This is a genomic window from Promicromonospora kroppenstedtii, from assembly GCF_044389675.1.
Classification (GTDB): Bacteria; Actinomycetota; Actinomycetes; order Actinomycetales; family Cellulomonadaceae; genus Promicromonospora; species Promicromonospora kroppenstedtii.
In genome coordinates this window covers 24480-47893 of record NZ_JBIRYI010000001.1, presented here as the reverse complement: position 1 = coordinate 47893, position 23414 = coordinate 24480, and the positions used below count along the sequence as shown (strand labels likewise).

21 protein-coding genes are annotated in these 23414 nt (G+C 73.0%); 14 read left to right on the top strand and 7 right to left on the bottom strand.

The window, feature by feature from the left end; genetic code table 11:
* Positions 1-64: 64 nt before the first annotated feature.
* A complete protein-coding gene (locus ACH47X_RS00200) occupies positions 65-1321 on the bottom strand; it encodes a multidrug effflux MFS transporter (RefSeq protein ID WP_397400288.1) in 1257 nt (418 codons plus the stop codon).
* A 139-nt stretch (positions 1322-1460) separates the two neighbouring features.
* On the opposite strand from ACH47X_RS00200, the gene ACH47X_RS00195 reads away from it, so the two are divergent.
* The gene (locus ACH47X_RS00195) at positions 1461-2216 is read left to right on the top strand and encodes an SOS response-associated peptidase (protein ID WP_397400286.1); all 756 of its coding nucleotides are present in this window, start codon (positions 1461-1463) and stop codon (positions 2214-2216) included.
* A 139-nt stretch (positions 2217-2355) separates the two neighbouring features.
* Here the strand turns inward: ACH47X_RS00195 and ACH47X_RS00190 are convergent, their stop codons facing one another.
* Positions 2356-3027 (bottom strand): HAD family hydrolase, encoded by a 672-nt coding sequence (locus tag ACH47X_RS00190; RefSeq protein WP_397400284.1) that lies wholly within the window; start codon positions 3025-3027, stop codon positions 2356-2358.
* A gap of 140 nt (positions 3028-3167) precedes the next feature.
* Between ACH47X_RS00190 and ACH47X_RS00185 the strand changes: the two genes are divergently transcribed.
* Together ACH47X_RS00185 and ACH47X_RS00180 are read left to right on the top strand one after the other, a co-directional pair.
* Positions 3168-4874 (top strand): lysyl oxidase family protein, encoded by a 1707-nt coding sequence (locus ACH47X_RS00185; RefSeq protein WP_397400282.1) that lies wholly within the window; start codon positions 3168-3170, stop codon positions 4872-4874.
* Positions 4875-4905: 31 nt separating this feature from the next.
* Positions 4906-5703, top strand: coding sequence for a crotonase/enoyl-CoA hydratase family protein (locus ACH47X_RS00180; RefSeq protein ID WP_397400280.1), 798 nt, complete (start codon positions 4906-4908; stop codon positions 5701-5703).
* Between the two features lie 77 nt (positions 5704-5780).
* On the opposite strand, the gene ACH47X_RS00175 is transcribed toward ACH47X_RS00180, so the two are convergent.
* The 3 genes from ACH47X_RS00175 to ACH47X_RS00165 all read right to left on the bottom strand — a co-directional run bounded on the left by ACH47X_RS00175 (position 5781) and on the right by ACH47X_RS00165 (position 8227).
* Complete coding sequence (locus tag ACH47X_RS00175; protein WP_397400278.1) at positions 5781-6848, bottom strand: adenylate/guanylate cyclase domain-containing protein; 1068 nt, start codon at positions 6846-6848, stop codon at positions 5781-5783.
* 77 nt (positions 6849-6925) lie between these two features.
* On the bottom strand, positions 6926-7222 hold the full coding sequence (locus ACH47X_RS00170) for a hypothetical protein (RefSeq protein ID WP_020013327.1): 297 nt from the start codon (positions 7220-7222) through the stop codon (positions 6926-6928).
* A 153-nt stretch (positions 7223-7375) separates the two neighbouring features.
* Complete coding sequence (locus tag ACH47X_RS00165) at positions 7376-8227, bottom strand: biotin--[acetyl-CoA-carboxylase] ligase (RefSeq protein ID WP_397400276.1); 852 nt, start codon at positions 8225-8227, stop codon at positions 7376-7378.
* 120 nt (positions 8228-8347) lie between these two features.
* On the opposite strand from ACH47X_RS00165, the gene ACH47X_RS00160 reads away from it, so the two are divergent.
* From ACH47X_RS00160 to ACH47X_RS00140, 5 genes are all read left to right on the top strand, one after another.
* The gene (locus tag ACH47X_RS00160) at positions 8348-9946 is read left to right on the top strand and encodes an acyl-CoA carboxylase subunit beta (RefSeq protein ID WP_397400274.1); all 1599 of its coding nucleotides are present in this window, start codon (positions 8348-8350) and stop codon (positions 9944-9946) included.
* A gap of 28 nt (positions 9947-9974) precedes the next feature.
* Entirely contained in the window at positions 9975-10499 is a 525-nt protein-coding gene (locus tag ACH47X_RS00155) for a hypothetical protein (protein WP_121385542.1), read from the top strand.
* Entirely contained in the window at positions 10496-10735 is a 240-nt protein-coding gene (locus tag ACH47X_RS00150) for an acyl-CoA carboxylase epsilon subunit (protein WP_397400272.1), read from the top strand. Before ACH47X_RS00155 ends, ACH47X_RS00150 begins: the two co-directional genes overlap by 4 nt.
* A 53-nt stretch (positions 10736-10788) precedes the next feature.
* Positions 10789-12486 (top strand): DUF885 domain-containing protein, encoded by a 1698-nt coding sequence (locus ACH47X_RS00145; RefSeq protein WP_397400270.1) that lies wholly within the window; start codon positions 10789-10791, stop codon positions 12484-12486.
* A 145-nt stretch (positions 12487-12631) separates the two neighbouring features.
* Positions 12632-13300, top strand: a complete 669-nt coding sequence (locus tag ACH47X_RS00140) for a Maf family protein (RefSeq protein ID WP_397400268.1) — start codon at positions 12632-12634, stop codon at positions 13298-13300.
* 124 nt (positions 13301-13424) lie between these two features.
* Here ACH47X_RS00140 and ACH47X_RS00135 read toward each other — a convergent pair whose 3' ends face one another.
* Positions 13425-14423 (bottom strand): hypothetical protein, encoded by a 999-nt coding sequence (locus ACH47X_RS00135; protein WP_397400266.1) that lies wholly within the window; start codon positions 14421-14423, stop codon positions 13425-13427.
* A gap of 884 nt (positions 14424-15307) precedes the next feature.
* Here ACH47X_RS00135 and ACH47X_RS00130 point away from each other — a divergent pair.
* The 4 genes from ACH47X_RS00130 to ACH47X_RS00115 all read left to right on the top strand — a co-directional run bounded on the left by ACH47X_RS00130 (position 15308) and on the right by ACH47X_RS00115 (position 18791).
* Positions 15308-17113 carry an acetyl/propionyl/methylcrotonyl-CoA carboxylase subunit alpha gene (locus tag ACH47X_RS00130; protein ID WP_449582141.1) on the top strand — a complete coding sequence of 602 codons (1806 nt, stop codon included), beginning with the start codon at positions 15308-15310 and terminating at the stop codon, positions 17111-17113.
* Positions 17114-17225: 112 nt separating this feature from the next.
* Positions 17226-17696 carry a hypothetical protein gene (locus tag ACH47X_RS00125; protein WP_142033303.1) on the top strand — a complete coding sequence of 157 codons (471 nt, stop codon included), beginning with the start codon at positions 17226-17228 and terminating at the stop codon, positions 17694-17696.
* Between the two features lie 120 nt (positions 17697-17816).
* Positions 17817-18317, top strand: coding sequence for an NUDIX domain-containing protein (locus ACH47X_RS00120; protein ID WP_397400264.1), 501 nt, complete (start codon positions 17817-17819; stop codon positions 18315-18317).
* Between the two features lie 9 nt (positions 18318-18326).
* A complete protein-coding gene (locus tag ACH47X_RS00115) occupies positions 18327-18791 on the top strand; it encodes a hypothetical protein (protein ID WP_397400262.1) in 465 nt (154 codons plus the stop codon).
* A gap of 329 nt (positions 18792-19120) precedes the next feature.
* Here the strand turns inward: ACH47X_RS00115 and ACH47X_RS00110 are convergent, their stop codons facing one another.
* On the bottom strand, positions 19121-20668 hold the full coding sequence (locus ACH47X_RS00110; protein ID WP_036965332.1) for an NAD(P)H-quinone dehydrogenase: 1548 nt from the start codon (positions 20666-20668) through the stop codon (positions 19121-19123).
* Positions 20669-20757: 89 nt separating this feature from the next.
* Between ACH47X_RS00110 and ACH47X_RS00105 the strand changes: the two genes are divergently transcribed.
* Together ACH47X_RS00105 and ACH47X_RS00100 are read left to right on the top strand one after the other, a co-directional pair.
* Positions 20758-21597, top strand: a complete 840-nt coding sequence (locus ACH47X_RS00105) for a purine-nucleoside phosphorylase (protein WP_397400260.1) — start codon at positions 20758-20760, stop codon at positions 21595-21597.
* Between the two features lie 77 nt (positions 21598-21674).
* On the top strand, positions 21675-23384 hold the full coding sequence (locus ACH47X_RS00100; RefSeq protein ID WP_397401490.1) for a phospho-sugar mutase: 1710 nt from the start codon (positions 21675-21677) through the stop codon (positions 23382-23384).
* Positions 23385-23414: the final 30 nt, after the last annotated feature.

The window sequence follows — 23414 nt, the reverse complement described above, 5'->3', positions numbered from 1 at the left end:
CCACATCCCGGTGAACCTGGCGCTACCTCTTGGTGAACTCTCCCGGCGACCTCTCGGGCGGCGCTCAGACGGGCATGTGCCAGCCGCCGCGCCGGAACGCCGGGGTCGCGATCGCCAGGACGCCGATCGCCAGCACCACCGCCGCGAGCATCACCAGGGCCATGGCCGCGGCGTCCCCGCCCAGGAACCCGCCGAGCGAGCTGACCGAGCCGGCGATCAGGGACTGGACGGCGCCGATCATCGCCGCCGCGGTACCGGCGATCTCGCCGTGCCGGGACAGCGCCAGCGCGGACGCGTTGGCCGGGACGAGCCCCTGGAACGCGAGCACGCACCACAGGGCCACCAGCAGGCCGATCAGCCCGCCCGCCCCCGTCAGGACCACCACGAGGAGCACGACGACGAGCACCGCCTGGGCGACCACGCCGAAGCGGAGCAGCCGGACCGGCGCGACCCTGCGGACCAGTGCGGCGTTGACCTGGGCGGACAGCACGAGTCCCACGCCGTTGACGGCGAACAGCAGGGCGAACTGCCCCTCGCTGAGCCCGTACTCCTGCTGGAAGATGATGGGCGAGCCCACCACGTAGCTCATGAGCACGCCGAAGCCCAGGCCGGGGATCACGGCGAGGGCCATGAAGTGCCGGTCCTTGAGCAGCTTGGCGTAGCCCCCGGCGACCGTGCGGACGCCGCCGGTGAGCCGCTTGACCGGCGGGTGGGTCTCCGGCATCACCCGGAGCACCACGAGGGCCAGCGCGGCGCCCATCACGGCCAGCACCACGAACACCCAGCGCCAGGGGCCGTGCGCCAGCACGAAGGTGCCCAGCGTGGGCGCGAACATCGGTGCGACGCCGATCACCAGCATGAGGCGCGACAGGATGCGGGCGGCCTCGGCGCCGACGAAGCGGTCACGCACGATGGCGACCGAGGCCACGCCGGCCGCGGCGTTGAAGAAGCCCTGCGCGAGGCGGAGGCCGATCAGCAGCGGCATGCTCGTGACGACGGCGCACAGCAGCGAGATGACGACGTGCAGCGCGAGGCCGATCAGCAGCGGGGCGCGGCGTCCGAACCGGTCCGAGAGCGGCCCGATGACGAGCTGGCCCACGCCGCCGCCGATCAGCATGCAGGACACGGTGAGCTGGGCCAGCGCCTCGGTGGAGCCGAGGTCCAGGGCGACCTGCGGCAGGGCCGGCAGGTACATGTCGACGGTGAAGGCGGGCAGGGCGGAGAGGGCCCCGAGCATGAGGACCCACTTGACGGTGGACCGGGAGGACACTCGGCGCGCGGGCACGACTGGGGAGACGCCCGACGGCGCGGAGGTTGGCATGACCCGATGCTATCGAATCGATACGACGATGAGAAGAGTGATCTCGCTCTCCGGTCAGGTGTTCGTCCGGAGTCCACCACGGGAAGGGGTGTGTTCGTGATGTGCCGCGAGTGTCAGTGGCTCGGGGCATGCTGGTCCCATGTGCGGACGCTTCGCCTCCTTCACCCAGACCCAGGACCTCGCCGACGAGCTCGCCATCGCCGAGATCGCCGAGGACGCACGCCTCCTGCCGCCGTCCTGGAACGTGGCGCCGACGGACCCGGTGCGTATCGTCGTCGAACGGGCGGCCAAGGGCTCCACGGAGGTGAGCCGGTCGATGCAGCTCGCCCGCTGGGGCCTCGTGCCGTCCTGGTCCAAGGACCCGAGCGGGGGTGCGCGCATGATCAACGCGCGCTCGGAGTCGCTGGTCGACAAGCCCGCGTTCGCCAAGCCCTTCAAGGCCCGGCGCTGCCTCGTGCTGGCCGACGGCTACTACGAGTGGCGCAAGCTGTCGCTGCCCGCCACCGGCTCCAAGAAGGTCCCCAAGCAGCCGTACTGGATCCACCCGGCCGAGCAGGGCGTGGCGGCGTTGGCGGGCCTCTACGAGTTCTGGCGCAACCCGGCCGCGAGCGAGTCCGACCCCGACCGCTGGCTGGTGTCGACCACCGTGGTGACCCGCCCGGCGTCCGAGAGCATGGCGGCGATCCACGACCGCATGCCGCTCGTGCTGCCGCCCAGCGCCTGGAACCAGTGGCTCGACCCGTCGGTGAGCGACGCGTCCGAGCTGCTGCAGATCGACAACCTGCCGCTGGCCACGCTGCCGGTAGGCGACGCCGTCGGCTCGGTGCAGAACGACGGGCCGTCCCTGATCGAGGCGGACCCGGACCCCCGGGACCCGGAGCCGGTCCGCGTCTGAGCCGCACGCTGAGGTCGGCACATTGCATCGAACTCGGCACAGGCCTGTGCCGAGTTCGATGCAATGTGCCGAACCGGCGGGCTGAGTGCCGAAACTTCGCGGGCTGAGTGCCGAATCTGGCAGCTGCCAGCCGTCGCCGCTAGCCCGCCAGCGGCACCTCGGTCAGGGTGCGGATCCGGTCCGCGACCTCCGGGTACCGGTCGTACCGGTCCAGCAGCACCGCGCCGAGCCCGGCGTCGAGCGGCCCCTGGAAGTCCTTCTCGACGTCGTTGCCCACCATGACCACATCGTCCGGCGTGACCCCGAGGATCTCGCAGGCGGAGCTGTACGCGCGCGGGTCGGGCTTGCCTGCGGGCAGGTCGTCCGAGGCGACGACGACGTCGACGTGCGCGGCGAGCCCGGTACGGTCGAGCTTGAACCGCTGGTGCACGGAGTCGCCGTTGGTGAGCAGGGCGGCGACGAGACCCGCGTCGCGCACCCGCCGCAGCGCCGGGACGGCGTCGTCGAACGCCACCCAGCCCCGCTCGTACCGGGAGAGGTAGCCGGTGAACAGCTCGTCGGCCTCGTCGTCGGTGGTGTCGGCCCCCAGGAACTCGCGCACGCGGACGCGGCGCTGCTCCAGGAAGGTGATCTCGCGACGCTGGTACCGGGCGTAGGCATCCTCGGAGATGCCGCCCCAGGCAGTGACCAGCTCCTCTGGGTCGTCGAGGTCCAGACCCAGCTCGGGGAGCCAGTCCAGGAGCGCCGCGCGAGAGGCGCCCTCCTGGTCCACGAGTGTGTCGTCGAGATCGAAGAGAACGACTTTCAGCACGCTCGCATCGTGTCACACACCGGTCCGTGACCGCCCTTGACAGGACTCGGGGGTGAATCGCGACCCGGACACAACGAACTGCCCGGGCCGCCCGTCCCTAGCGGTGACAGCTTCCTGTCCTCACTCCAGCTGGGGGATCCATGACCGTACTTAGCCTGACCCGTCCTACATCGCGCCTGCTCACCATGGGCGTGGCCGCTGTGCTGGCCCTCGGCCTGCTCGGCGAGGGCGGCGCCACGAACGCCGCGAGCGCGGCCACGACCGAGTCCGCCACGACAACGACGCCGGCCGCGACGGCCGCGGCGACGAAGCCCGGACTGCGCTTCGCCCCGGCGTCGAGCACCGTCCAGGCCTACACCTACGACGGCTTCGTGTACCTCGACTCGGCGGTCTGGCTGGCCGCGTACGGCGAGACCCACGAGTTCTGGGCCAAGCGGACGAAGGCCTCGGCCCCGGCCTCGCTCACCCGGACGGTGATCCGGGACGGCAGGCGCACGACCACGAAGGCGCCGGCGGCGATCGTCGACGGGCTCGACGGCTTCAAGAACGGGCTCACGGTCCAGGTGGCCACGACCAAGGGCAAGGTCCTGGCCAAGGACACGCGCAGCCTGTGCGTGGGCGGGTCGGACCGGCAGCGCGTCGAGCCGACCGGCCGGACCGAGCCGGTCTACCCCGCGTTCTGCGGCGGCGCCTGGTTCACGAGGTCGAGCGTGTCCGGGATCGAGCAGGGCTGGGCCTCGAAGCTCGACACCTATTTCGAGCTCGAGACCAAGCAGAAGAACCTCGTCATGACGGTCACCATCAGCGACCCGGTCGCGAACTTCCTGGGCCTGCCGGCCAAGGGCCGCACGGTGACGCAGCAGGTCGAGGTCGTGGACGAGTGCGAGATCTTCGACTGCGGCGAGGTCGCCGAGGAGCTCCTGGGTACGCCCGCCGAGGGATTCAGCTCCGCGCAGGACGGCGACGCCGCGTCCGCCCGGGCGGAGAGCCTGCGGGCGCGGAGCGGCCACACGGGTCACGAGAGCGGCAGCGCGGGCTCGGGGCACCGCACCAACCTGTTCACCCTCGCCGACGCCGCGCACGCGGGCGGTGACCACCCGGCGCTCGGCCAGCGCGGCACCACGCCGTCGAACCGCAAGCCGGCCAAGAACACGCTCCCCGACCTGGTCTCGGCACCTGCGTGGCAGATCGGCACCGAGGTGGACGAGGCCGGCACCGACCGGCTCACCTTCAACGCCAACGAGTGGAACGCCGGGCCCGCCCCGCTGGTCGTCGAGGGGTACCGCCGCGGCGCCGGCGAGCTGATGGACGCCTACCAGTTCTTCTACAAGGACGGCAAGGAGGTCGGCAGCACGAAGACCGGCACCATGGAGTACCACGAGGCGCCGGAGCACAACCACTGGCACTTCCTGGACTTCGCGAGCTATGAGCTCGTCACGACCAAGGGCAAGCCGGTGGCACCGTCGGGGAAGCAGTCGTGGTGCCTGGCGCCGACCGACCCGGTCGACCTCGCCGTGCCGGGTGCCGTGTGGCGGCCCGAGGCCACCGGCCTCGACAGCACCTGCGGCGACCGCTCCGCCATCTGGCTCCGCGAGGTGCTGCCCGCAGGCTGGGGCGACACCTACAACCAGACCCAGACGCAGGCGTTCGACCTGACGAAGGTCAGGAACGGCACCTACCGGATCAAGATCACCGTGAACCCGAACGGCGCGCTGCACGAGCGGACGAGGTCCAACAACGTCAGCTACCGGACCGTGGTGCTCGGCGGCAAGCCCGGCAAGCGCACGGTCACCGTCCCGCCCTACGAGGGCGTGGACACGGAGGTCGAGGTCGCACCCGAGCGGTGACGGACCGGGGCGCCTGCGTAGGCTGCGCCCCATGAACGCGAGCAGCACGACGGGCGTCCCGTCCGGGAGCGGCATCACCTGCACCCTCTCGGACGGGATCGCCGACGTCCGCCTCGACCGGCCGGACAAGCTCAACGCCCTCTCGCTCGGCATGCTCGCCGAGCTGCGGGCCACCGCACGCCGCCTGGGCCGCGAGCCCGGGCTGCGTGCGGTCGTGCTGTCGGGCAACGGCCGCTCGTTCTGCGCGGGGCTGGACCTGGGTTCCGCGGCCCGCAACCCCGCCGCGGTCGCGCGGGCCTTCGTGCCGACGCCGCGGGGCACCAACCTGTTCCAGGAGGCCTGCTGGGCCTGGCGGCGCCTGCCGGTCCCGGTGATCGCGGCCGTGCACGGGCACGTCATCGGCGCGGGGGTGCAGATCGCCCTCGCCGCCGACCTGCGCCTGACCACACCCGACGCCCGCTGGTCCGTCAAGGAGGTCGAGCGCGGCCTGGTCCCCGACATGTCCGGGATCCGCGCGCTGACGCAGCTCGTGGGCATCGAGACCGCCAAGCGCCTCACCTTCACCGCCGAGGAGTTCACCGGGGCCGACGCCGGACGACTCGGCCTGGCCGGCACCGTCACCGACACGCCCCTGGGCGAGGCGTTCGAGCTGGCCGGCCGCATCGCCGAGCGGCGGCCCGAGGCCGTGGCGGCGGCGAAACGGCTGTTCGACCGGCGGTGGTCGTCGGGCGACCGGCGCACGTTCGCGGCCGAGCGCCGCGAGCAGCTCCGGCTGCTGCCCGGCGCGATGCGGGCACTGCAGAAGATGCGGGGCGGCTCGGCGGGCTGAGACGGCGCTACCGGCTGAGCCGCCTCTACCGGCTGAGGCGGCGCCCCCGGCGCCGTCGGGCGCAGGCCGGCCCGCCGTCAGCCCTGGTAGGCGCGCTGCAGCCGCACCGGCGCCAGTGGCCCGATGCCCGGCACCTCGCGTACGGGCTGGGCGGTGAGCGCGTAGCTCGAGCTCATGGCGAGCAGCGCGGCGGTCTCCTTGTCGACCAGCACGGTCGAGGGGTCGGACTGCTCCGTGAGGCGCGAGGCCAGGTTGACCGTGGGCCCGAAGATGTCGCCGAACCGCGACAGCACCCGCCCCCAGACCAGTCCGACGCGCACCGGGATCTCGGGGTCGCCCGGCGCCGCCGTCCCGAGCTGCGCGCCGGAGGTCTCGGCCAGGCCCAGGGCCACCTCGGCGCCGGTCGCGACGTCGTCGGTCACGAACAGGACGGCGTCGCCGATGGTCTTGACCACGCGGCCGCCCGCGTTGACGATGACGTCGCGCGCGCCGGCCTCGAACCGCTGCACGAACTCGGCCAGCTCCTCCGAGCCGAGCCCCGCGGTCCGCTTGGTGAACGAGACGATGTCGGCGAACCCGACCGCCCGCAGCAGGGGCAGCTGGTGGCCGTCGTTGCTCTCGTCGCCCCGCGCGCCGGCGAACTCGATGGCGGTGCGACCCGTGAGCGCCGCGAGCTGACGTCGCCAGGCGTGCTCGAGCTGCCGGCTGAGCATCTCGGACATCTCCGGGAGCTTGTCCAGCGCGAGCAGCCGCGCCGAGGTCTCGTCGAGCTGGTAGCGCCGGGCCAGGTGCTCGACGAGTGCCTCGACCTGCCAGAGCGCCAGCCGCTCGGTGGTGTGGCCCACCGACCGGATGAAGGTCATCTGGGCGCGCTCGTCCATCTGCTCCGCCTCGAACAGCCCGGCGGCGTCCTTGAGCGCCTCGACGTCCGCGTCGGTGAACCAGGTCTCGGTCGGATGGGTCACGGGCAGGCCGATCCAGCGCCAGTACCGGGTCACGAACTGCTTGTCGAGCCCGGTGAGCTCCACGACCTGCGACAGGGTGTAGCGGCGCGCGCCGCCCAGCAGGGTCTCGTCCAGGCGGGCCGCGGTGTCGGCGCCCGGCGTCTCGTGGTTCGTGGGGGACGTCTCGGAGTTGTGGAGCACGTCACCACTGTAGGCGGGCGCACCTCATGCAACCGCATGCACCGGCCGCAGGGCCTGCGCCGAGGCAGGCCCCCAGGTCAGGCCACGAGCGTCAGCACGAGCGGGATCCCCATGAGCACCAGGAGCATCCCGACCACCGTCACGACGTTCCACAGGGTCAGCCGCACGCCGCGGACGCCGTCGTCCCGGTGGAGCAGCACCCAGACGACCAGGAGCCAGGCGACCCCGGCCGCGACGAGCCCCGCCGTCGGCGTCCCGTCCGTCTGGACGATGCCGCGGTCCAGCCGGACCGTGCTGATGAGGTACACCGTGACCACGGCCGCGGCACACACGATTCCCTTGGCCACACCGACCGTGGCTCGCCCTGCCTCCATGGCGTCTCCTGCCGTCGGCCACCCGTGCTGCGCGTCGTTGCGTGTGGCGGAGATTACCGCAGGTCAGGTGCCGTGCGGCAGGGTCTGCCGTCGAGTTCACCCCGGCCGGGGCACCACTTCACCCGCAGCGGCCGCAGCGCTGGGACCGCCCGGTCAGCGCAGGTGCCAGACGTCGCCCGCGGTCACCGTCCGCTCTTCGCCGGAGTCGTCGCGGATCCGCAGCGCCCCGGACTCGTCGAGGCCCACGGCCTCGCCCTCCAGCACGCCGGCGTCCCCGGCGAGCTCGGCCCGCACCCGGGTGCCGAGCGTCGCGGACACGGCCGCGTACTCGGCCAGCAGGCCGGCGGCCACGACGTCGCCGTCCGCGTCCTCCCAGCGCCGGACGACGGCGTGCACCTCGCCGAGCATCCGGACCAGCACGTCGGTACGTTCGGGACGCGGGTAGCCCGCGAGCGCCAGTGACGTCGCGGTCGGCACGGGAAGCTCCTCGGCCGACTGCGACACGTTGAGCCCGATCCCGAGCACGACGGCGGGGGCGGCGCCCTGGGTGCCGGCCGGGTGGGCGTCCGGCGCCTCCGGGACCACCTCGGCGAGGATGCCGGCGACCTTGCGGTACGGCCCCAGCCCGCCGACCGCGTCGTCGGCGGGCAGCAGCACGTCGTTGGGCCACTTCACGGCGGCGGTGACCCCGCCGTCGGCCACGGCGCGAACCACCGCGAGGCCGGCCAGGAGCGGGAGCCAGCCCAGGGCCTCCGCGGGGACGCGGGGCCGGAGCAGCACGGAGACGGTGAGGCCGGCGCGTGGCGGCGTCTGCCAGGAGCGCCCGGCGCGGCCACGGCCGGCGGTCTGCTCCTCCGCGATCAGGGCCGACGGCGCGGGCCACGCGGCCGGGTCGGAGCGGACGGCGGCGACCAGCTCGGCGTTGGTGGAGGGCGACGTCTCGACCACCTCGACCCGGGCGAACCCGGGGACGGTCAGGCGGTCGAGGGACAGGGAGGGACGCACCTCTTCATCCTCTCCCCTGGGGCGTGCGCCCGCCGTTGGAGGAAACCCACAAGTCGTCGGCGCGACCCGCTGGGGTCTCCCGCATCGAGCCAGAGGCATCCGACAACTACGCTCGGACTTGTGAACGACTCCACCACCACCCTCGCCGGTACGCGCGCCAAGCTGGACGACCTCGACGCCCGCCGGGCAGCCGCCATCGACACGCCAGAGGAGACGGCCAAGGAGAAGCAGCACAAGCGCGGCAAGAAGACCGCCCGCGAGCGCATCGAGGCGCTCCTGGACGAGGGCAGCTTCACCGAGCTGGACGCGCTGGCCAAGCACCGCAGCCGCAACTTCGGCCTGGACAAGAAGCGGATCGCGGGCGACGGCGTCGTGACCGGGTACGGCACGATCGACGGCCGCCAGGTCTGCGTCTACTCCCAGGACTTCACGGTGTTCGGCGGGAGCCTCGGTGAGGTGCACGGCCAGAAGATCACCAAGGTGCAGGACCTCGCGCTGCGTACCGGCGTGCCGCTGATCGGCATCAGCGACGGCGGTGGCGCGCGCATCCAGGAGGGCGTCGCGGCCCTGACGCAGTTCGCGGAGATGTTCCGCCGCAACGTGGCGGCGTCGGGCGTGATCCCGCAGATCTCCCTGATCCTCGGCCCGAGCGCGGGCGGTGCGGTCTACTCCCCCGCCCTGACCGACTTCATCGTCATGGCCGACCAGACGTCCAACATGTTCATCACCGGCCCGGACGTGATCCGCACCGTGACGGGCGAGGACGTCGACTTCGAGACCCTGGGCGGCGCCCGGACGCACAACTCGAAGTCGGGCGTGGCGCACTACATGGGCAGCGACGAGGACGACGCGCTCGACTACGTGCGCCACCTGGTGAGCTACCTGCCGCAGAACAACCTCTCGGACGCGCCGTCGTTCCCGCCCGAGGACGAGACCGTCCTGGAGGTCACGCCCGAGGACGAGGCACTCGACGAGCTGATCCCGGACAGCGACAACCAGCCGTACGACATGCGCGAGGCCGTCGAGGCGGTGCTGGACCCGGAGTCGTTCCTGGAGGTCCAGCCGATGTTCGCGACCAACGTGCTGATCGGGTTCGGGCACGTGGAAGGGCAGTCGGTCGGCATCATCGCCAACCAGCCGCAGTCCATGGCGGGCACGCTCGACATCGACGCCGCCGAGAAGGCGGCGCGGTTCGTGCGCACCTGCGACGCGTTCAACATCCCTGTGCTCACCTTCGTGGACGTGCCGGGCTTCCTGCCCGGTGTGGGCCAGGAGCACCAGGGCATCATCCGCCGCGGCGCCAAGCTGATCTACGCGTACGCCGAGGCCACGGTGCCGCTGGTCACGATCATCACCCGCAAGGCCTACGGCGGCGCGTACATCGTCATGGGCTCCAAGCAGCTCGGCGCCGACGTCAACCTGGCGTGGCCGACGGCGCAGATCGCCGTGATGGGCGCGAGCGGCGCGGTGAACATCCTGCAGCGCGGCGCGCTGAAGACGGTCCAGGAGGCGGGCGGCGACGTCGAGGCCGAGCGGGCCCGGCTGACCGCCGAGTACGAGGACGCCATCGTCAACCCGTGGGACGCCGCCGAGCGCGGCTACGTGGACGCGGTCATCCGCCCGTCCGAGACCCGGGTGCAGGTCGTGCGCGCCCTGCGCGCGCTGCGCACCAAGCGATCTACGCTTCCTCCGAAGAAGCACGGCAACATCCCGCTGTGAGCAGCGGGAAGATCCGGAGGGGAACCAGATGAGCCACGAAGACGCCACCCACGGCCCGGCGCCGATGGGCCGCGTCGACACGGAGCCGATGCACCGCGCCGTCGACGCCCTGGCGGCCGCGCTGCACGACTACGTGGGGACCGCCGTGGGCGTGCGCGCCGAGTTCGGCGCCGCCGAGGCCGACGAGGACCCGCGCGTGCTGGCCCTCGAGTCGAAGGTGGGGCACCTGAACGCCGCCCTGTTCGACACGCTGCACGGCGCGCTGGGCATGCACCCGGACCTCACGTCGTCCGTGTGGGAGCCGGAGCACGAGGGCGAGGAGGACGAGATCCTCGAGGACGAGACGCCCGAGGAGGGCGAGTCGTTCTACCTGGGCTTCGTGGTCGGCGCGCGCGGTGGTGACGCCTCCCTGGACGGCGTGATCGACCTGCTCGACGCCGCCGGCGAGTCCGTGGCCACGCAGCTCACCGAGGGCGGTTACGACATCGCCGAGTGGGCCGCCTCGCGCGGCGAGGCCCCCGGCTTCGGCTTCTACGAGGAGGACGACGAGTGAGCTCCGAGGTGCGGGTCGTCCGCGGCGAGCCCGACGACGTCGAGGTGGCGGCGCTGGTCGCGGGGCTCGCTGCTGTGGCTGCCGCCGGGACGGAACCCGAGGACGCGGCGCCGCTGGAGGAGTGGACCAACCGTTCCCGCGCGCTGCGCGGGAACGGGGCGGCCACGGCGAAGAACTTCGGCGGTAGGGCTGGGCGGCACAACGCTGATGCGTGGCGGTGGAGTCTGCGGTCCTGACCGCCCGGTATTGCGACTGCGTGCGAGGCGACGCGCCCCGTACGCTCCCCCTCATGACCTCTCCCACGCGGCCCCCCACCCCGATCGACGCCGTCGCCGACGCCTACGTCACCCGCCTCACCGAGCTCTCCCCGCTGTCCGCGACGGCCTGGGGCCTGCCCGGTCACGACCACGAGACCGACGACCTCTCCCCGGCCGGCCACGACGCCGTCGCCCAGGCCGGGCGTGAGGTGCTGGCGAAGCTCGACGGCCTGGAGCCCGCCGACGACGTCGACCGCGTGACGCTGTCCGCGATGCGCGAGCGGGTCGGGCTCGACCTGGAGCTGCACGACGCCGGCGAGAACCTGCGCAACCTGAACAACATCGAGTCCCCGGTGCAGGGCCTGCGCGACATCTTCGACATCATGGCCACCGACTCGGTGGAGGCCTGGGAGAACATCGCGTCCCGCCTCAACGGCCTGCCCGGCGCCGTCGACGGGTACATCGAGTCGCTGACGGCGGCGGCCGCCCAGGGGAACGTGGCGGCCATCCGCCAGGTGCGCGAGTGCGTGGACCAGGCCCGTGAGCTGGCCGGGGCGGACTCCTTCTTCACGTCGTTCACGCGCGGCGAGGCGGTCGACGCGGTGCTGGACGAGTCCGCGGCGTGCAGCCTGGTCCGTAAGGAGCTGGAGCACGGCGCCACGGCCGCCCGCGAGGCCTACGGGAAGCTCGCGGAGTTCCTGGAGCGCGACCTGGCGCCGCGGGCCCCCGAGGCCGACGCCGTGGGCCGCGAGCGGTACACCCTGTTCTCCCGCTACTTCCTGGGCGCGAAGGTGGACCTCGACGAGACCTACGAGTGGGGCCTCGAGGAGCTCGCCTCGATCGTCGCCGAGCAGGAGCAGGTCGCCGCGCAGATCGCCGGCCCCGGGGCCACCGTCGAGCAGGCGGTGGCGGCGCTCGACGCCGACCCCTCGCGCAAGCTCGTCGGCACCGCCGCCCTCAAGTCGTGGATGCAGGAGACGTCGGACGCCGCGATCACCGCGCTGAACGGCACGCACTTCGACGTCCCCGAGCCCGTGCTCGACCTGGAGTGCATGATCGCGCCGACGCAGTCGGGCGGCATCTACTACACCCCGCCGAGCGACGACTGGTCCCGCCCGGGCCGCATGTGGTGGTCCGTACCGACCGGCGTCACCGAGTTCAACACCTGGCGCGAGAAGACGACCGTCTACCACGAGGGCGTTCCCGGCCACCACCTGCAGTGCGGTCAGGCGGTGTTCGCGCGCGACACGCTGAACAGCTGGCGCCGGCTCGCCTGCTGGGTCTCCGGCCACGGAGAGGGCTGGGCGCTCTACGCGGAGCGACTCATGGCCGACCTCGGCTACATGGACGACCCGGGCGACCGCCTCGGCATGCTCGACGCGCAGCGCCTGCGCGCGGCCCGCGTGGTGTTCGACATCGGCGTGCACCTCGGCAAGCCCGCCCCCGAGCAGTGGGGCGGCGGCACCTGGACCGCCGAGAAGGGCTGGCCGTTCCTGCTGGCCAACGTGAACATGCCGGAGCAGTTCGTCCGCTTCGAGTTCAACCGGTACCTCGGCTGGCCGGGGCAGGCGCCGTCGTACAAGGTGGGGCAGCGGCTCTGGGAGCAGACGCGGGACGCCGCGAAGACGGCCGTTCCGGCGGGCCAGGAGTTCGACGCCAAGGCCTTCCATGCCCGGGCGCTCAACCTTGGTTCGGTAGGCCTGGACACCCTGCGCGAGGCGCTGGCCTGAGCCACTCGTGTCAGACGTACCGGTCACCCGGGTGACCGGTACGTCTGACACGCGCGTCGCGCTCCGTACGGAGTGACGGGGGTCACTCTCGGCAGATCGCAGAAATCCTGTTTGCCCCGGCCGCATTCTCGTTACTGTGTCGCGCGTGCCACGCCTGGTCCTCGCCTCTCAGTCCCCCGCCCGACTCGCGACGCTGAAGTCCGCCGGAGTCGCCCCGGACGTCGTCGTGTCCGGGGTGGACGAGGACAAGGTCCTCGCCGACGCCGCCGACCGGTTCGGCGACCTCGATCCCGCCGACGCCGTGCTCGTCCTGGCCCAGGCCAAGGCCGAGGAGGTGGCGGCCCGCCTCGAGGCGTCCTGGGACGATGCGGACGACGAGCCGCCCACCGACCTGATCGTCGTCGGCTGCGACTCCATGCTGGAGATCGACGGCACCATCGTCGGCAAGCCGGCCGACGCCGCCACCGCCCGCGAGCGCTGGCGCGCCATGCGCGGCGGCAAGGGCGTGCTGCACTCGGGCCACTGGGTGATCGACCTGCGCGACGACGCCGACGGCGGCACCGGCGGCACCCTCGGCTCGACCAGCTCCACCACGGTCTGGTTCGCGGACATCGACGACGACGAGATCGACGCCTACGTGGCGACCGACGAGCCGCTGCACGTGGCCGGCGCGTTCACGATCGACGGCCTCGGCGGCCCGTACGTCGAGCGCATCGAGGGCGACCACCACGGCGTGGTCGGCATCAGCCTGCCGTTGCTCCGCGAGCTCCTGGGCGAGCTGGACGTCCCGTGGCGATCGCTGCGGGACGCGTGACACCCGGCTGACCGGCAGGCGCGCGGGCGGCGCGCGGGCGGCGCGCGGGCCGCTGCGCGGCAGGCGCGCGGCAGGCGCGCGGCAGGCGCTCCGCCGAACGTAGGGTTCGTCGGCTTCTGAGCGCTCAGAGTGCGACGAACCCTACGTTCGCCAGCCCCGGTGCGGGGCGCCAGGCCAGCGCGCGCAGGCGATCCGCCATCTCCGCGCCCACCGTGGGCGTCTCATCGCTCAGGGCTCGGGTCGCCGGGAACCTGATGACAATCACCCTGCCGCCGGCGACGAGCCGGTTCTGCCGCTCCGCGTCGTCGGCGAGCATCGCCTCCCCGGAGTGGAATGCGCGGCCGTCGATCTCGGCGACGACGTACCGGCCGTCGGGCAGGCACCAGACGAAGTCGACCCGCGCCAGGAACACGCCGTCCAGCGTGAACATGACCTGCTGGCCGTCCGGGGGAACTCCCGAGTCGATGAAGGACAGGCGCGCGAACGACTCGGCGGCCGAACCGTCGAGCGCCCCGGCCAGGTCGAGCAGACCCTGCACCCGCCCGGCCCCTCGGCGCCCGCGCAGCATCGCGCGCACGTCGTCGAGGTCACGCCGGTCGATGCGCTCCTCCCGCAGGCCGCCGCTGAGCACCGCCACGACCTCGCCGCGCAAAAGGTACGGGAGCGCCTGCGCCAGCGCCGGGACGACCGACGCGATCCGGCGCCCCCGGTACTCCTCGTCGGCGAAGTCCCGGTAGCGCCGCAGCGTCACGCCGTCGACCGCCGAGTGCATCCCGCCTGATCGCGCGGCCTCCGGCACCACCTCCTCTACGAGCCCGTCGACGCCGAGCAGTGCGAGCGCGCAGGCTCCGGTCGCGATCCCGTTCCCCACCGCCAGCATCGCGGTCCACGCGGCCCGACGCCGGAGGTGGTCGTGGCGGCCGTCCCGCCGGCGCTGGCCGGACGGCGTCGGGTCGGTGTCGTAGACGCAACGCACGACCCGACGCCAGCGGCCGTGCGCGACGAGCAGGCCCACGGCGTCCTTGTCGAGCCCCGCGGCGGAGCACTGCGCCTTGGTCACCAGTCCCTCCTGCGCGGCGGCGACCGACAGCAGCGGCTGCGGGAGGATCCTCCGAGGTCTCATGCCGTCGATCCCATCCCGGCAGGGCCGCGCGACGGCGCGCCGGGTAGCACCGCTGTGGACGGACAGCCGGGGACGCCCCCTGTGGTCGCGCTCGCTGCCAGCAAGCGTCGTCCGTCGCGCAGGTCGCCCCTGCCGACAACTTTCCGCACCCCGCGCACCCCGCGCCCGGCAATCGGCGCCCGGCAATCGGCGCCCGGCAATCGGCGCCCGGCAGTCGAACGTAGGTTTCGTCGGCGCATGAGCGCTTATGAGCCGACGGAACCTACGTTCACCGCCACCGGCGGCACGGGCAGTCGCCTCACAGAGAACATCCGCGCCGTGCGAGCTGAGCCACGCGGGCCGCGCCACGCGCACCGCGCACCGCGCACCGCGCACCGCGCACCCCGCACCCCGCACCCCGCACCGAAGCCGAACGTAGGTTTCGTCGGCGCCCGAGCGCCCGTGAGCCGACGGAACCTACGTTCGCCACCGTCACCCGGCGTCTGAGCCCGCGGCAGCGGAACCTCGGCAACAAAGGTGCCGGCGCCCATCGGATCGCCACCGGCAGCTGGCAGCCGGCGCCCATCGGCCCACAGCCGGCAGCCCGCAGCCCGCAGCCGGTGCCCGTCGGCCCGCCGGCGCCCGGCACCCCGTCGGCGCCCGGCACCCCGCCGGCACCCCGGCGCCCGGCACCACCGGCACCCCCGGCACCCCGGCACCAGCACCAGCACCACCCCCCGTTTACCCGATACCGACAAGCCCGGGCGGCTCAGTGGACTGCACAGTGCCGACGCCATGTCTGATTCCCACAAACGGCCCGCTCCGGGGTTGGTCTGGCCTCCAGACTTTCCGCCGCCTGCCCGGAGCCGGTACATAGGTCCCGGATACCCGGGTTACGGTGAGCCGTGCCCAGTTCCAGCCTGCCCCGAACCATCTCGAAGGTGCTCATCGCCAACCGTGGTGAGATCGCCGTCCGCGTCGCCCGCGGATGCGCCGATGCGGGGCTGGCGTCCGTCGCCGTCTACGCCGACCAGGACCGCGAGGCCATGCACGTGCGGATCGCCGACGAGGCGTTCGCCCTCGGCGGTGCGCGCGCCGCCGACACGTACCTCGACCCGGCCAAGCTGCTCGACGTCGCCCGCCGCTCCGGCGCCGACGCCGTGCACCCGGGCTACGGGTTCCTGTCGGAGAACGCCGAGTTCGCCCAGGCGGTCATCGACGCGGGGCTCGTCTGGATCGGCCCGCCGCCGTCGGCCATCGACGCGCTCGGCGACAAGGTGAGCGCCCGGCACATCGCGCAGCGCGCCGGCGCGCCCCTGGTGCCCGGCACGCCCGACCCGGTCAAGGACAGCAGCGAGGTGCGGGCCTTCGCCGAGGAGCACGGCCTGCCCATCGCCATCAAGGCGGCGTTCGGCGGCGGCGGCCGCGGCCTCAAGGTCGCGCGCACGTTCGACGAGATCGACGAGCTGTTCGACTCCGCGGTCCGCGAGGCGACGGCCGCTTTCGGCCGCGGCGAGTGCTTCGTGGAGCGCTACCTGGACAAGCCGCGCCACGTGGAGACGCAGTGCCTCGCGGACACCCACGGCAACGTCGTCGTGGTGTCGACCCGCGACTGCTCCCTGCAGCGCCGCCACCAGAAGCTCGTCGAGGAGGCGCCCGCACCGTTCCTCACGCCCGAGCAGGAGAAGTCGCTGTACATGGCCTCGGAGGCCATCCTGCGCGAGGCCGGGTACGTCGGCGCCGGGACCTGCGAGTTCCTCGTGGGCCTGGACGGAACCATCTCGTTCCTCGAGGTGAACACCCGCCTCCAGGTCGAGCACCCGGTGACCGAGGAGGTCACGGGGATCGACCTGGTCCGCGAGCAGCTGCGCATCGCCGCCGGCGAACCGCTCGGCTACGACTCCCCCGCGATCCGCGGGCACTCCCTGGAGTTCCGCATCAACGGCGAGGACCCGGCCGCGGGCTTCCTGCCGGCGCCGGGCCGGCTGAACACGATCACCTGGCCGTCGGGCCCGGGCGTGCGCGTCGACACGGGTGTCGTCGCGGGCGACACCGTCTCGGGCGCGTTCGACTCCATGATCGCCAAGCTCATCGTCACGGGCGCCACGCGCACCCAGGCGGTCGAGCGGGCCCGCCGCGCGCTGCGCGAGCTCGTGGTCGAGGGCATCCCCACGGTGGTCCCGTTCCACAAGGCGGTGCTCGACGCCGAGGCGTTCGTCCCGACGGACGGCTCCCCGTTCCGGGTGCACACGCGCTGGATCGAGACCGAGTTCGCCGACGAGCTCAAGGCGCTGGCCCCCGCTCCCGCGCCGGCCGCCGACGACGAGGTCGAGGAGGTCACGGCCGAGCGCGTCGTCGTCGAGGTCGGCGGACGCCGCCTCGAGGTCGTGCTGCCCGCGGGCCTCGGCGTCGCGGCCGGCCGCGCGCGCACCGCCAACGCGGCGCGCCGCCCGGCCCGCCGCGCGGGTGGCGGCAAGACGTCGAGCGGCTCGACGGGCAACACGCTCGCCTCGCCCATGCAGGGCACCATCGTCAAGGTCGCGGTCGAGGACGGCGCGCAGGTCGCCGAGGGCGACCTCGTCGTCGTGCTGGAGGCCATGAAGATGGAACAGCCGATCCTGGCCCACCGCTCGGGCACCGTGCGCTCGCTGACGGCGGCGCCGGGTGCAGGCGTCTCGGCCGGCGCCGTGCTGTGCGAGATCGTCGACTGAGCCAAACTATCGGGTGATTTCCGACATCAACACGGGTGAAAAGGGCCCGATCGCACCTGATAGGAACCAGGTGCGCTCATCGGGCATCTTCTGATCCGCTAGGTTCTGCGACGTGACCAGCGTCGTAGTACTCAGCCCCGAAGAGGCCATCGCCCTCGTTCGCCCCCGCAAGACCCTTCCGTCGTTCGTCAGCGAGCTGACCTGCGACGACGGCGTCATCGCCGTGACCGCGGACCTGCGCCGCCTCACCTACGCCCCGCTCCCCGTCAAGATCGCGGCCAAGGCCGTCCCGGTCATGCACGCGTCGGCGCGGATCACGTCGGTGTGGCAGAACATCGCGGTGCTCCAGGTCGAGGCCGATGCGGCCGGCCTGCCCGCCACCAAGCTGCTCCCGCTCGCCGCGGGCACCATCGCCAAGATGGCGCGCAAGAGCGGCCTGCCCGAGAACGCCGTGCAGCTCCGCAAGGACGGCACCGTCTCCCTCGACCTCCGCGCGCTGATGCGCGGGGAGTTCACCGAGGTGACGGGCTTCCGCTTCGAGGGCGGCAAGGTTGTCGTCGAGGGCGTCCCCGCGCAGGGCTGAGCTGGACCGAGCAGGAATCACGTCCCGCCGCCCGCCGGGGTGGCGGGACGTCCGTCCCTGGCGGGCGGGACGTGCGCGCCGGCCGCTGACAGCCCGCGTGCGACCTGAGAGACTGACGCCGTGCCGAACCCGACAACGCCCCCGACCGACCTCCACCGGCACGACGGCGACGGCTGGGTGACCTGCGGGGACCACCGGCACTGGGGGCTGTTCGGCGCCGCGGGGCTGCTCCTCGTGCGGCGGGACGACGCCGGGGCGCCGGCGGCGATGGTGCTCCAGCACCGGGCGCTCTGGTCGCACATGGGCGGCACCTGGGGCATCCCCGGCGGGGCGCTGGCCCCGAACGAGAAGCCGGAGGACGGCGCCCTGCGCGAGGCCACGGAGGAGGCCGCGATCGACCCTGCCGCGGTGCACGTGGTGGGCACGCACGTCCTGGAGCACCCGGCCTGGACCTACACGACGGTCGTGGCCGACGTCGCGGCCGGGCACCGGGTCGAGCCGCGCGCGGCCGACCCCGAGAGCCTCGAGGTGCGCTGGGTGGGCCTCGACGAGATCGGCACCCTGACCCTGCTCCCCGCGTTCGGCCATGCGCTGCCTCGCCTGCTCAGCTTGCTGGGTTAGGGTCGAATCGTGCATATCCGGATCGCTCCCGAAGAGGTGCTCAGCCTGGCGCGGATCGCCAAGCAGGCGCCGCCAGTCATCAGCTCCGTCGTCGGCGACGGGGACGTGATCCGTGTGGTCGCGGACCTGCGCCGGGTCGAGGCCCTGCCCGGACCGCTCAAGCTGGCCGTGAAGATCGCACCGATCGTGCGGGCCGACGTGAAGCTGGCCTCGTTCGAGCGCGGCGTCGCGACCCTCGCCGTCGAGGTGAACGCCGCCGGCCTGCCGGCGCACCGGCTGCTGAGCCTGGCCGCCGCGCCCATCGAGCACGAGGTCGCCAAGCAGGGCCTGCCACCGGGCGTCGTCGACGTGCAGCCCGACGCGCGGATCGCCGTCGACGTCGAGCGCCTGCTGGAGGCCAAGTTCCCGGGCGTCACCGTCACGGGCGCCAAGGTCGCGGGCAGCCAGATCGTCCTGGACGCCTCCGTCGCCTGAGCCGGAGGCGTAGCGGAGGGTAGGGGCCGAGGTACGAGGCATCCTGCCCGCAGCGGAGCCGCAGGCTCAGGCGACCGACGAACAGAGCCTGAGCCCCACCCGGCTCCGCGGAGGGTAGAGGCCGAGGTACGAGGCATCCTGCCCGCAGCGGAGCCGCAGGCTCAGGCGACCGACGAACAGAGCCTGAGCCCCACCAGGCTCCCAGGTAGACACCACAAACTGGGGGTGGGTTGCTCTGCGTAGACGTTGTCTACAAGGAGCAACCCACCCCGAATTCGTACGTTCGCCCCGAGACTCTCAGCAGCCGACGTACGGCCGGCGCCCCGGCCCTACTTGCCGACGCGGGCGTCCAGCACCCGCGCGCCCTCCGCGATCGAGCCCGAGAGCGACGGGTAGATCGTGAACGCCGAGGCCACGTTGTCCACCGTCAGGCGGTGCTGCACCGCGAGCGTGATCGGGAAGATCAGCTCGGACGCCCGCGGAGCCACCACGACGCCGCCGAGCACCACACCGGCCTCGGGGTGCGCGAAGAGCTTCACGAACCCGTCCTTGACGCCGAGCATCTTGGCGCGCGGGTTGCGCGCCAGCGGCAGCGTGGTCGTGATGTAGCGGGAGTTCTGCGCGCGCAGCTTCTCCTCGCTGTAGCCGACGGTCGCGATCTCGGGCGCCGTGAAGATGTTGGACGCCACGGTGCGCAGCGCCAGCGGCTGGACGGCGTCGCCCAGGGCGTGCGCCATCGCGATGCGGCCCTGCATGGCGGCCACCGAGGCGAGCGGCAGCACGCCGGTGCAGTCACCGGAGGCGTAGACGCCGCGCACCGAGGTGCGCGAGACGCGGTCGACCACCACGTGCCCGCCGTCGGAGAGCCGCACGCCCGCCTCTTCGAGCCCGATGCCCGAGGTCGCCGGCACACCGCCGACCGCCACGAGCACGTGCGAGCCGTGCACCACGCGCCCGTCGGCCAGGGTGACCTCGACGCCGTCGTCCGTTCGCACGGCGCCCGCCGCGCGCGAGCGGGACAGTACCGTCATGCCGCGGGAGCGGAACACGCCCTCCAGCAGCTCGGCGGCGTCCTCGTCCTCGCCGGGCAGCACCCGGTCACGGCTGGAGACCAGCACCACGTCGGAGCCCAGCGCGTTGTACGCGCCGGCGAACTCGGCGCCCGTCACGCCCGAGCCGACCACGATCAGGCGCTCCGGCAGCTCGCGCAGGTTGTACATCTGCGTCCAGGTGAGGATGCGCTCGCCGTCGGGCACCGCGGTGGGCAGGGTGCGCGGGGTGGCGCCGAGCGCGAGAAGCACGGAGTCGGCCTCGAGCACCTCGGTCGAGCCGTCCGCGAGCTCCGCGACCACGCGCGCGGGGCCGTCCAGGCGGCCCTTGCCGGCGACGATCCGGATGCCCTCGCGCTCCAGGCGACCACGGATGTCGGAGCTCTGCGCCCGCGCCAGCGCGAGCACGCGCTTGTTCACGGCCTGCAGGTCCACGAAGTGCTTGCGTTTCTCCACGGTCCCCGCCGCGGACGCCGCCGCCTGGACACCCGCGCCGGACAGCCCCGGGGCGGCATAGGCGGAGACCACGGGGATGCCGCCGGTCGCCAGCGAGACGTCGACGTCGGACAGCGGGTCCACGACATCGTCGGGCATGCGGATGCCGAGCTCGGGGGCCCGGTCGGCGATCGTCATCCACTCGGCGGTGGCGATGAGCGTCTTGGAGGGGACGACGTCGGTCAGCACGGCGGCGCCGCCCAGCCCCTGCTGCTCCACGACGGTGACCTGTGCGCCCAGGCTGCGCGCCACGAGCGCAGCCTCGTAACCGCCGGGGCCGCCTCCCACGACGACGACACGGTGCGGGACAGCTGCGGGATCGAGGGGGGTCACGGGGTCCATTCTCGCATCGCCCGGGAGCGTCGGGGATCCGTCGCACCCGTGGGCGCGTGCCCGGGGGAAAGTGGCGATAACCTCGGACCATGAGTACGGAGCCAGATCTGGACGACCCGACGACCGACCCGTTCGACGTCGCTGCCGCCGCCGCGGAGTACATCGCGGCCAAGACCGGAGTGCCGAGCCACGACATCGCCCTCGTGCTCGGGTCCGGGTGGGGTGGCGCGGCCGAGCTGATCGGCGACGTCGTCGCGGAGATCCCCACCGCCGAGATCCCCGGCTTCGTGTCGCCCGCGGTCCAGGGGCACCGGTCCACCACGCGCTCGATCCGCGTCGAGCGGCCCGACGGCGCCGTCCGGCACGCGCTGGTCCTCGGCTCGCGCACCCACCTCTACGAGGGTCTCGGACCGCGTCGTGTGGTGCACGGCGTCCGCACCGCCGCGGCCGCCGGCTGCGAGACCGTGATCCTCACGAACGGCTGCGGCAGCGTGCACATCGGCTGGCGTCCCGGTCAGCCGGTCCTGATCAAGGACCACCTGAACCTCACGGGGCAGACCCCGCTGGAGGGTGCCAAGTTCGCCGACATGACCGACGTCTACACCCCGCGGCTGCGGGACATCGCCCGGACCGTCGACCCGGACCTGCCCGAGGGCGTGTACGCGCAGTTCCACGGCCCGCAGTACGAGACGCCGGCCGAGGTGAAGATGGCGTCCCTGATGGGCGCCGACCTGGTCGGCATGTCCACGGCGCTCGAGGCCATCGCCGCGCGGCACTGCCGCATGGACGTGCTCGGTATCTCCCTGGCCACCAACCTGGCCGCCGGGATCAGCCCCCACCCGCTCTCCCACGAGGAGGTGCTGGCGGCGGGCCAGGAGGCCGGGCCGCGGATCAGCGACCTGCTCGCGCGAGTGATCAAGCAGATCTGACGCCCGTGTCCACCGACCTGCCGACCGCTACCGGGGTGCCTTCGGCGCCCGATCTCGTCGCGCGCGCGGAAGCCTGGATGGCCGCCGACGTCGACGACTACGACATCGCGGACCTCCGCGACCTCGTGGCCCGCACCGGTGACGAGCACATGGGCCACCTGGCCGTCGCCGAGCTCGCCGACCGGTTCGCCGGCATGCTCCAGTTCGGCACCGCGGGCCTGCGCGGCGCGATGGCGGCCGGGCCCAACCGGATGAACCGCGCCGTGGTGATCGCGGCCGCGGCCGGGCTGGGCGCGTTCCTCCAGGCGGAGGCCGCCGGCGTCCGGCCGCGCGTCGTGATCGGCTACGACGCCCGCTACCGCTCCGCCGACTTCGCGCGGGACACCGCGGGGGTGCTGGTCGCGGCCGGGGCCGAGGTGCTGCTCATGCCGGCGGCCGGCCCCACCCCGGTGCTCGCCTTCGCCGTGCGCCACCTGGCCGCCGACGCCGGCGTCATGGTCACCGCGAGCCACAACCCGGCGTCGGACAACGGCTACAAGGTCTACCTGGGCGGTCGCGTCGTCGGCGGGCCCGGCCGGGGCGCGCAGATCGTCCCGCCGTACGACGCCCGGATCGCGGGCGAGATCACGCGCGTGGGGCCCGCCAAGGACGTCCCGCGCGCCGAGTCCGGCTGGACCGTCCTGGGCCCTGAGGTCGCCGACGAGTACTACCGGTCCGTGGCCTCGCTGCACGACGGCGAGCCACGGGGCAAGCTGCGCATCGTCACCACCTCGCTGCACGGGGTGGGCGGTGACGCGATCGCCCGCGTGCTGGCGGAGGCTGGCTTCACCGACGTCGTACCGGTGGAGGAGCAGGTCGAGCCCGACCCGGACTTCCCCACCGTGGCGTTCCCCAACCCGGAGGAGCCGGGCGCGATCGACATGGCGCTGGCCCTGGCCCAGGACGCGCACGCGAACCTGGTCATCGCCAACGACCCGGACGCCGACCGCTGCGCCGTGGCGGTCTTCGACCCGCAGTACGGCACCTACCAGGGCGCCGAGACGGCACTGTCGCAGGGCTGGCGCATGCTGCACGGCGACGAGGTCGGCATGCTGCTGGGCTGGGACGCGGCCCAGCGGGCCGTACGTGCCGGCACCGGCGGCACGCTGGCCTGCTCGATCGTGTCGTCACGGGCGCTGGCCGCCATCGCCGGCAGGCTCGGGCTGGAGCACGCCACGACGCTCACGGGCTTCAAGTGGATCTCCCGGACCCCGGGCCTGGTGTTCGGGTACGAGGAGGCGCTGGGCTACTGCGTGGACCCCGCGCACGTGCGGGACAAGGACGGGCTGTCGGCCGCGGTCGCCGTCGCGCAGCTGGCCAACCGGCTCGCGAACGAGGGCCGTACGCTCCTGGACCAGCTCGACGAGATCGCGCGGGCCTGCGGGCTGCACGTCACGGGCCAGGTCTCGGCCCGGTTCGAGGACCTCGCGCGCATCGAGACGACCATGACGTGGCTGCGCAACGCGCCGCCGTCGGAGCTGGCGGGCTCGCCCGTGAACTCCGTGCGCGACCTCGCGGAGGGCCTGAACGGCCTGCCGCCGACCGACGGCGTGGTGCTGCTCACCGCGGACGACACCCGGGTGATCGTGCGCCCCAGCGGCACCGAGCCCAAGATCAAGTGCTACATCGAGGTCGTCGCGGCCGTGGACCCGGACGCGACCGCGGAGGAGCTGTCCACGGCCCGTGTGGCCGCCCGGGAGCGCCTCGCCCTGGTGCAGGCGGACCTGCGCTCGATCCTGGGTCTCTGAGCTCTCCGCGCCACGAGAACGGGCCGTCGT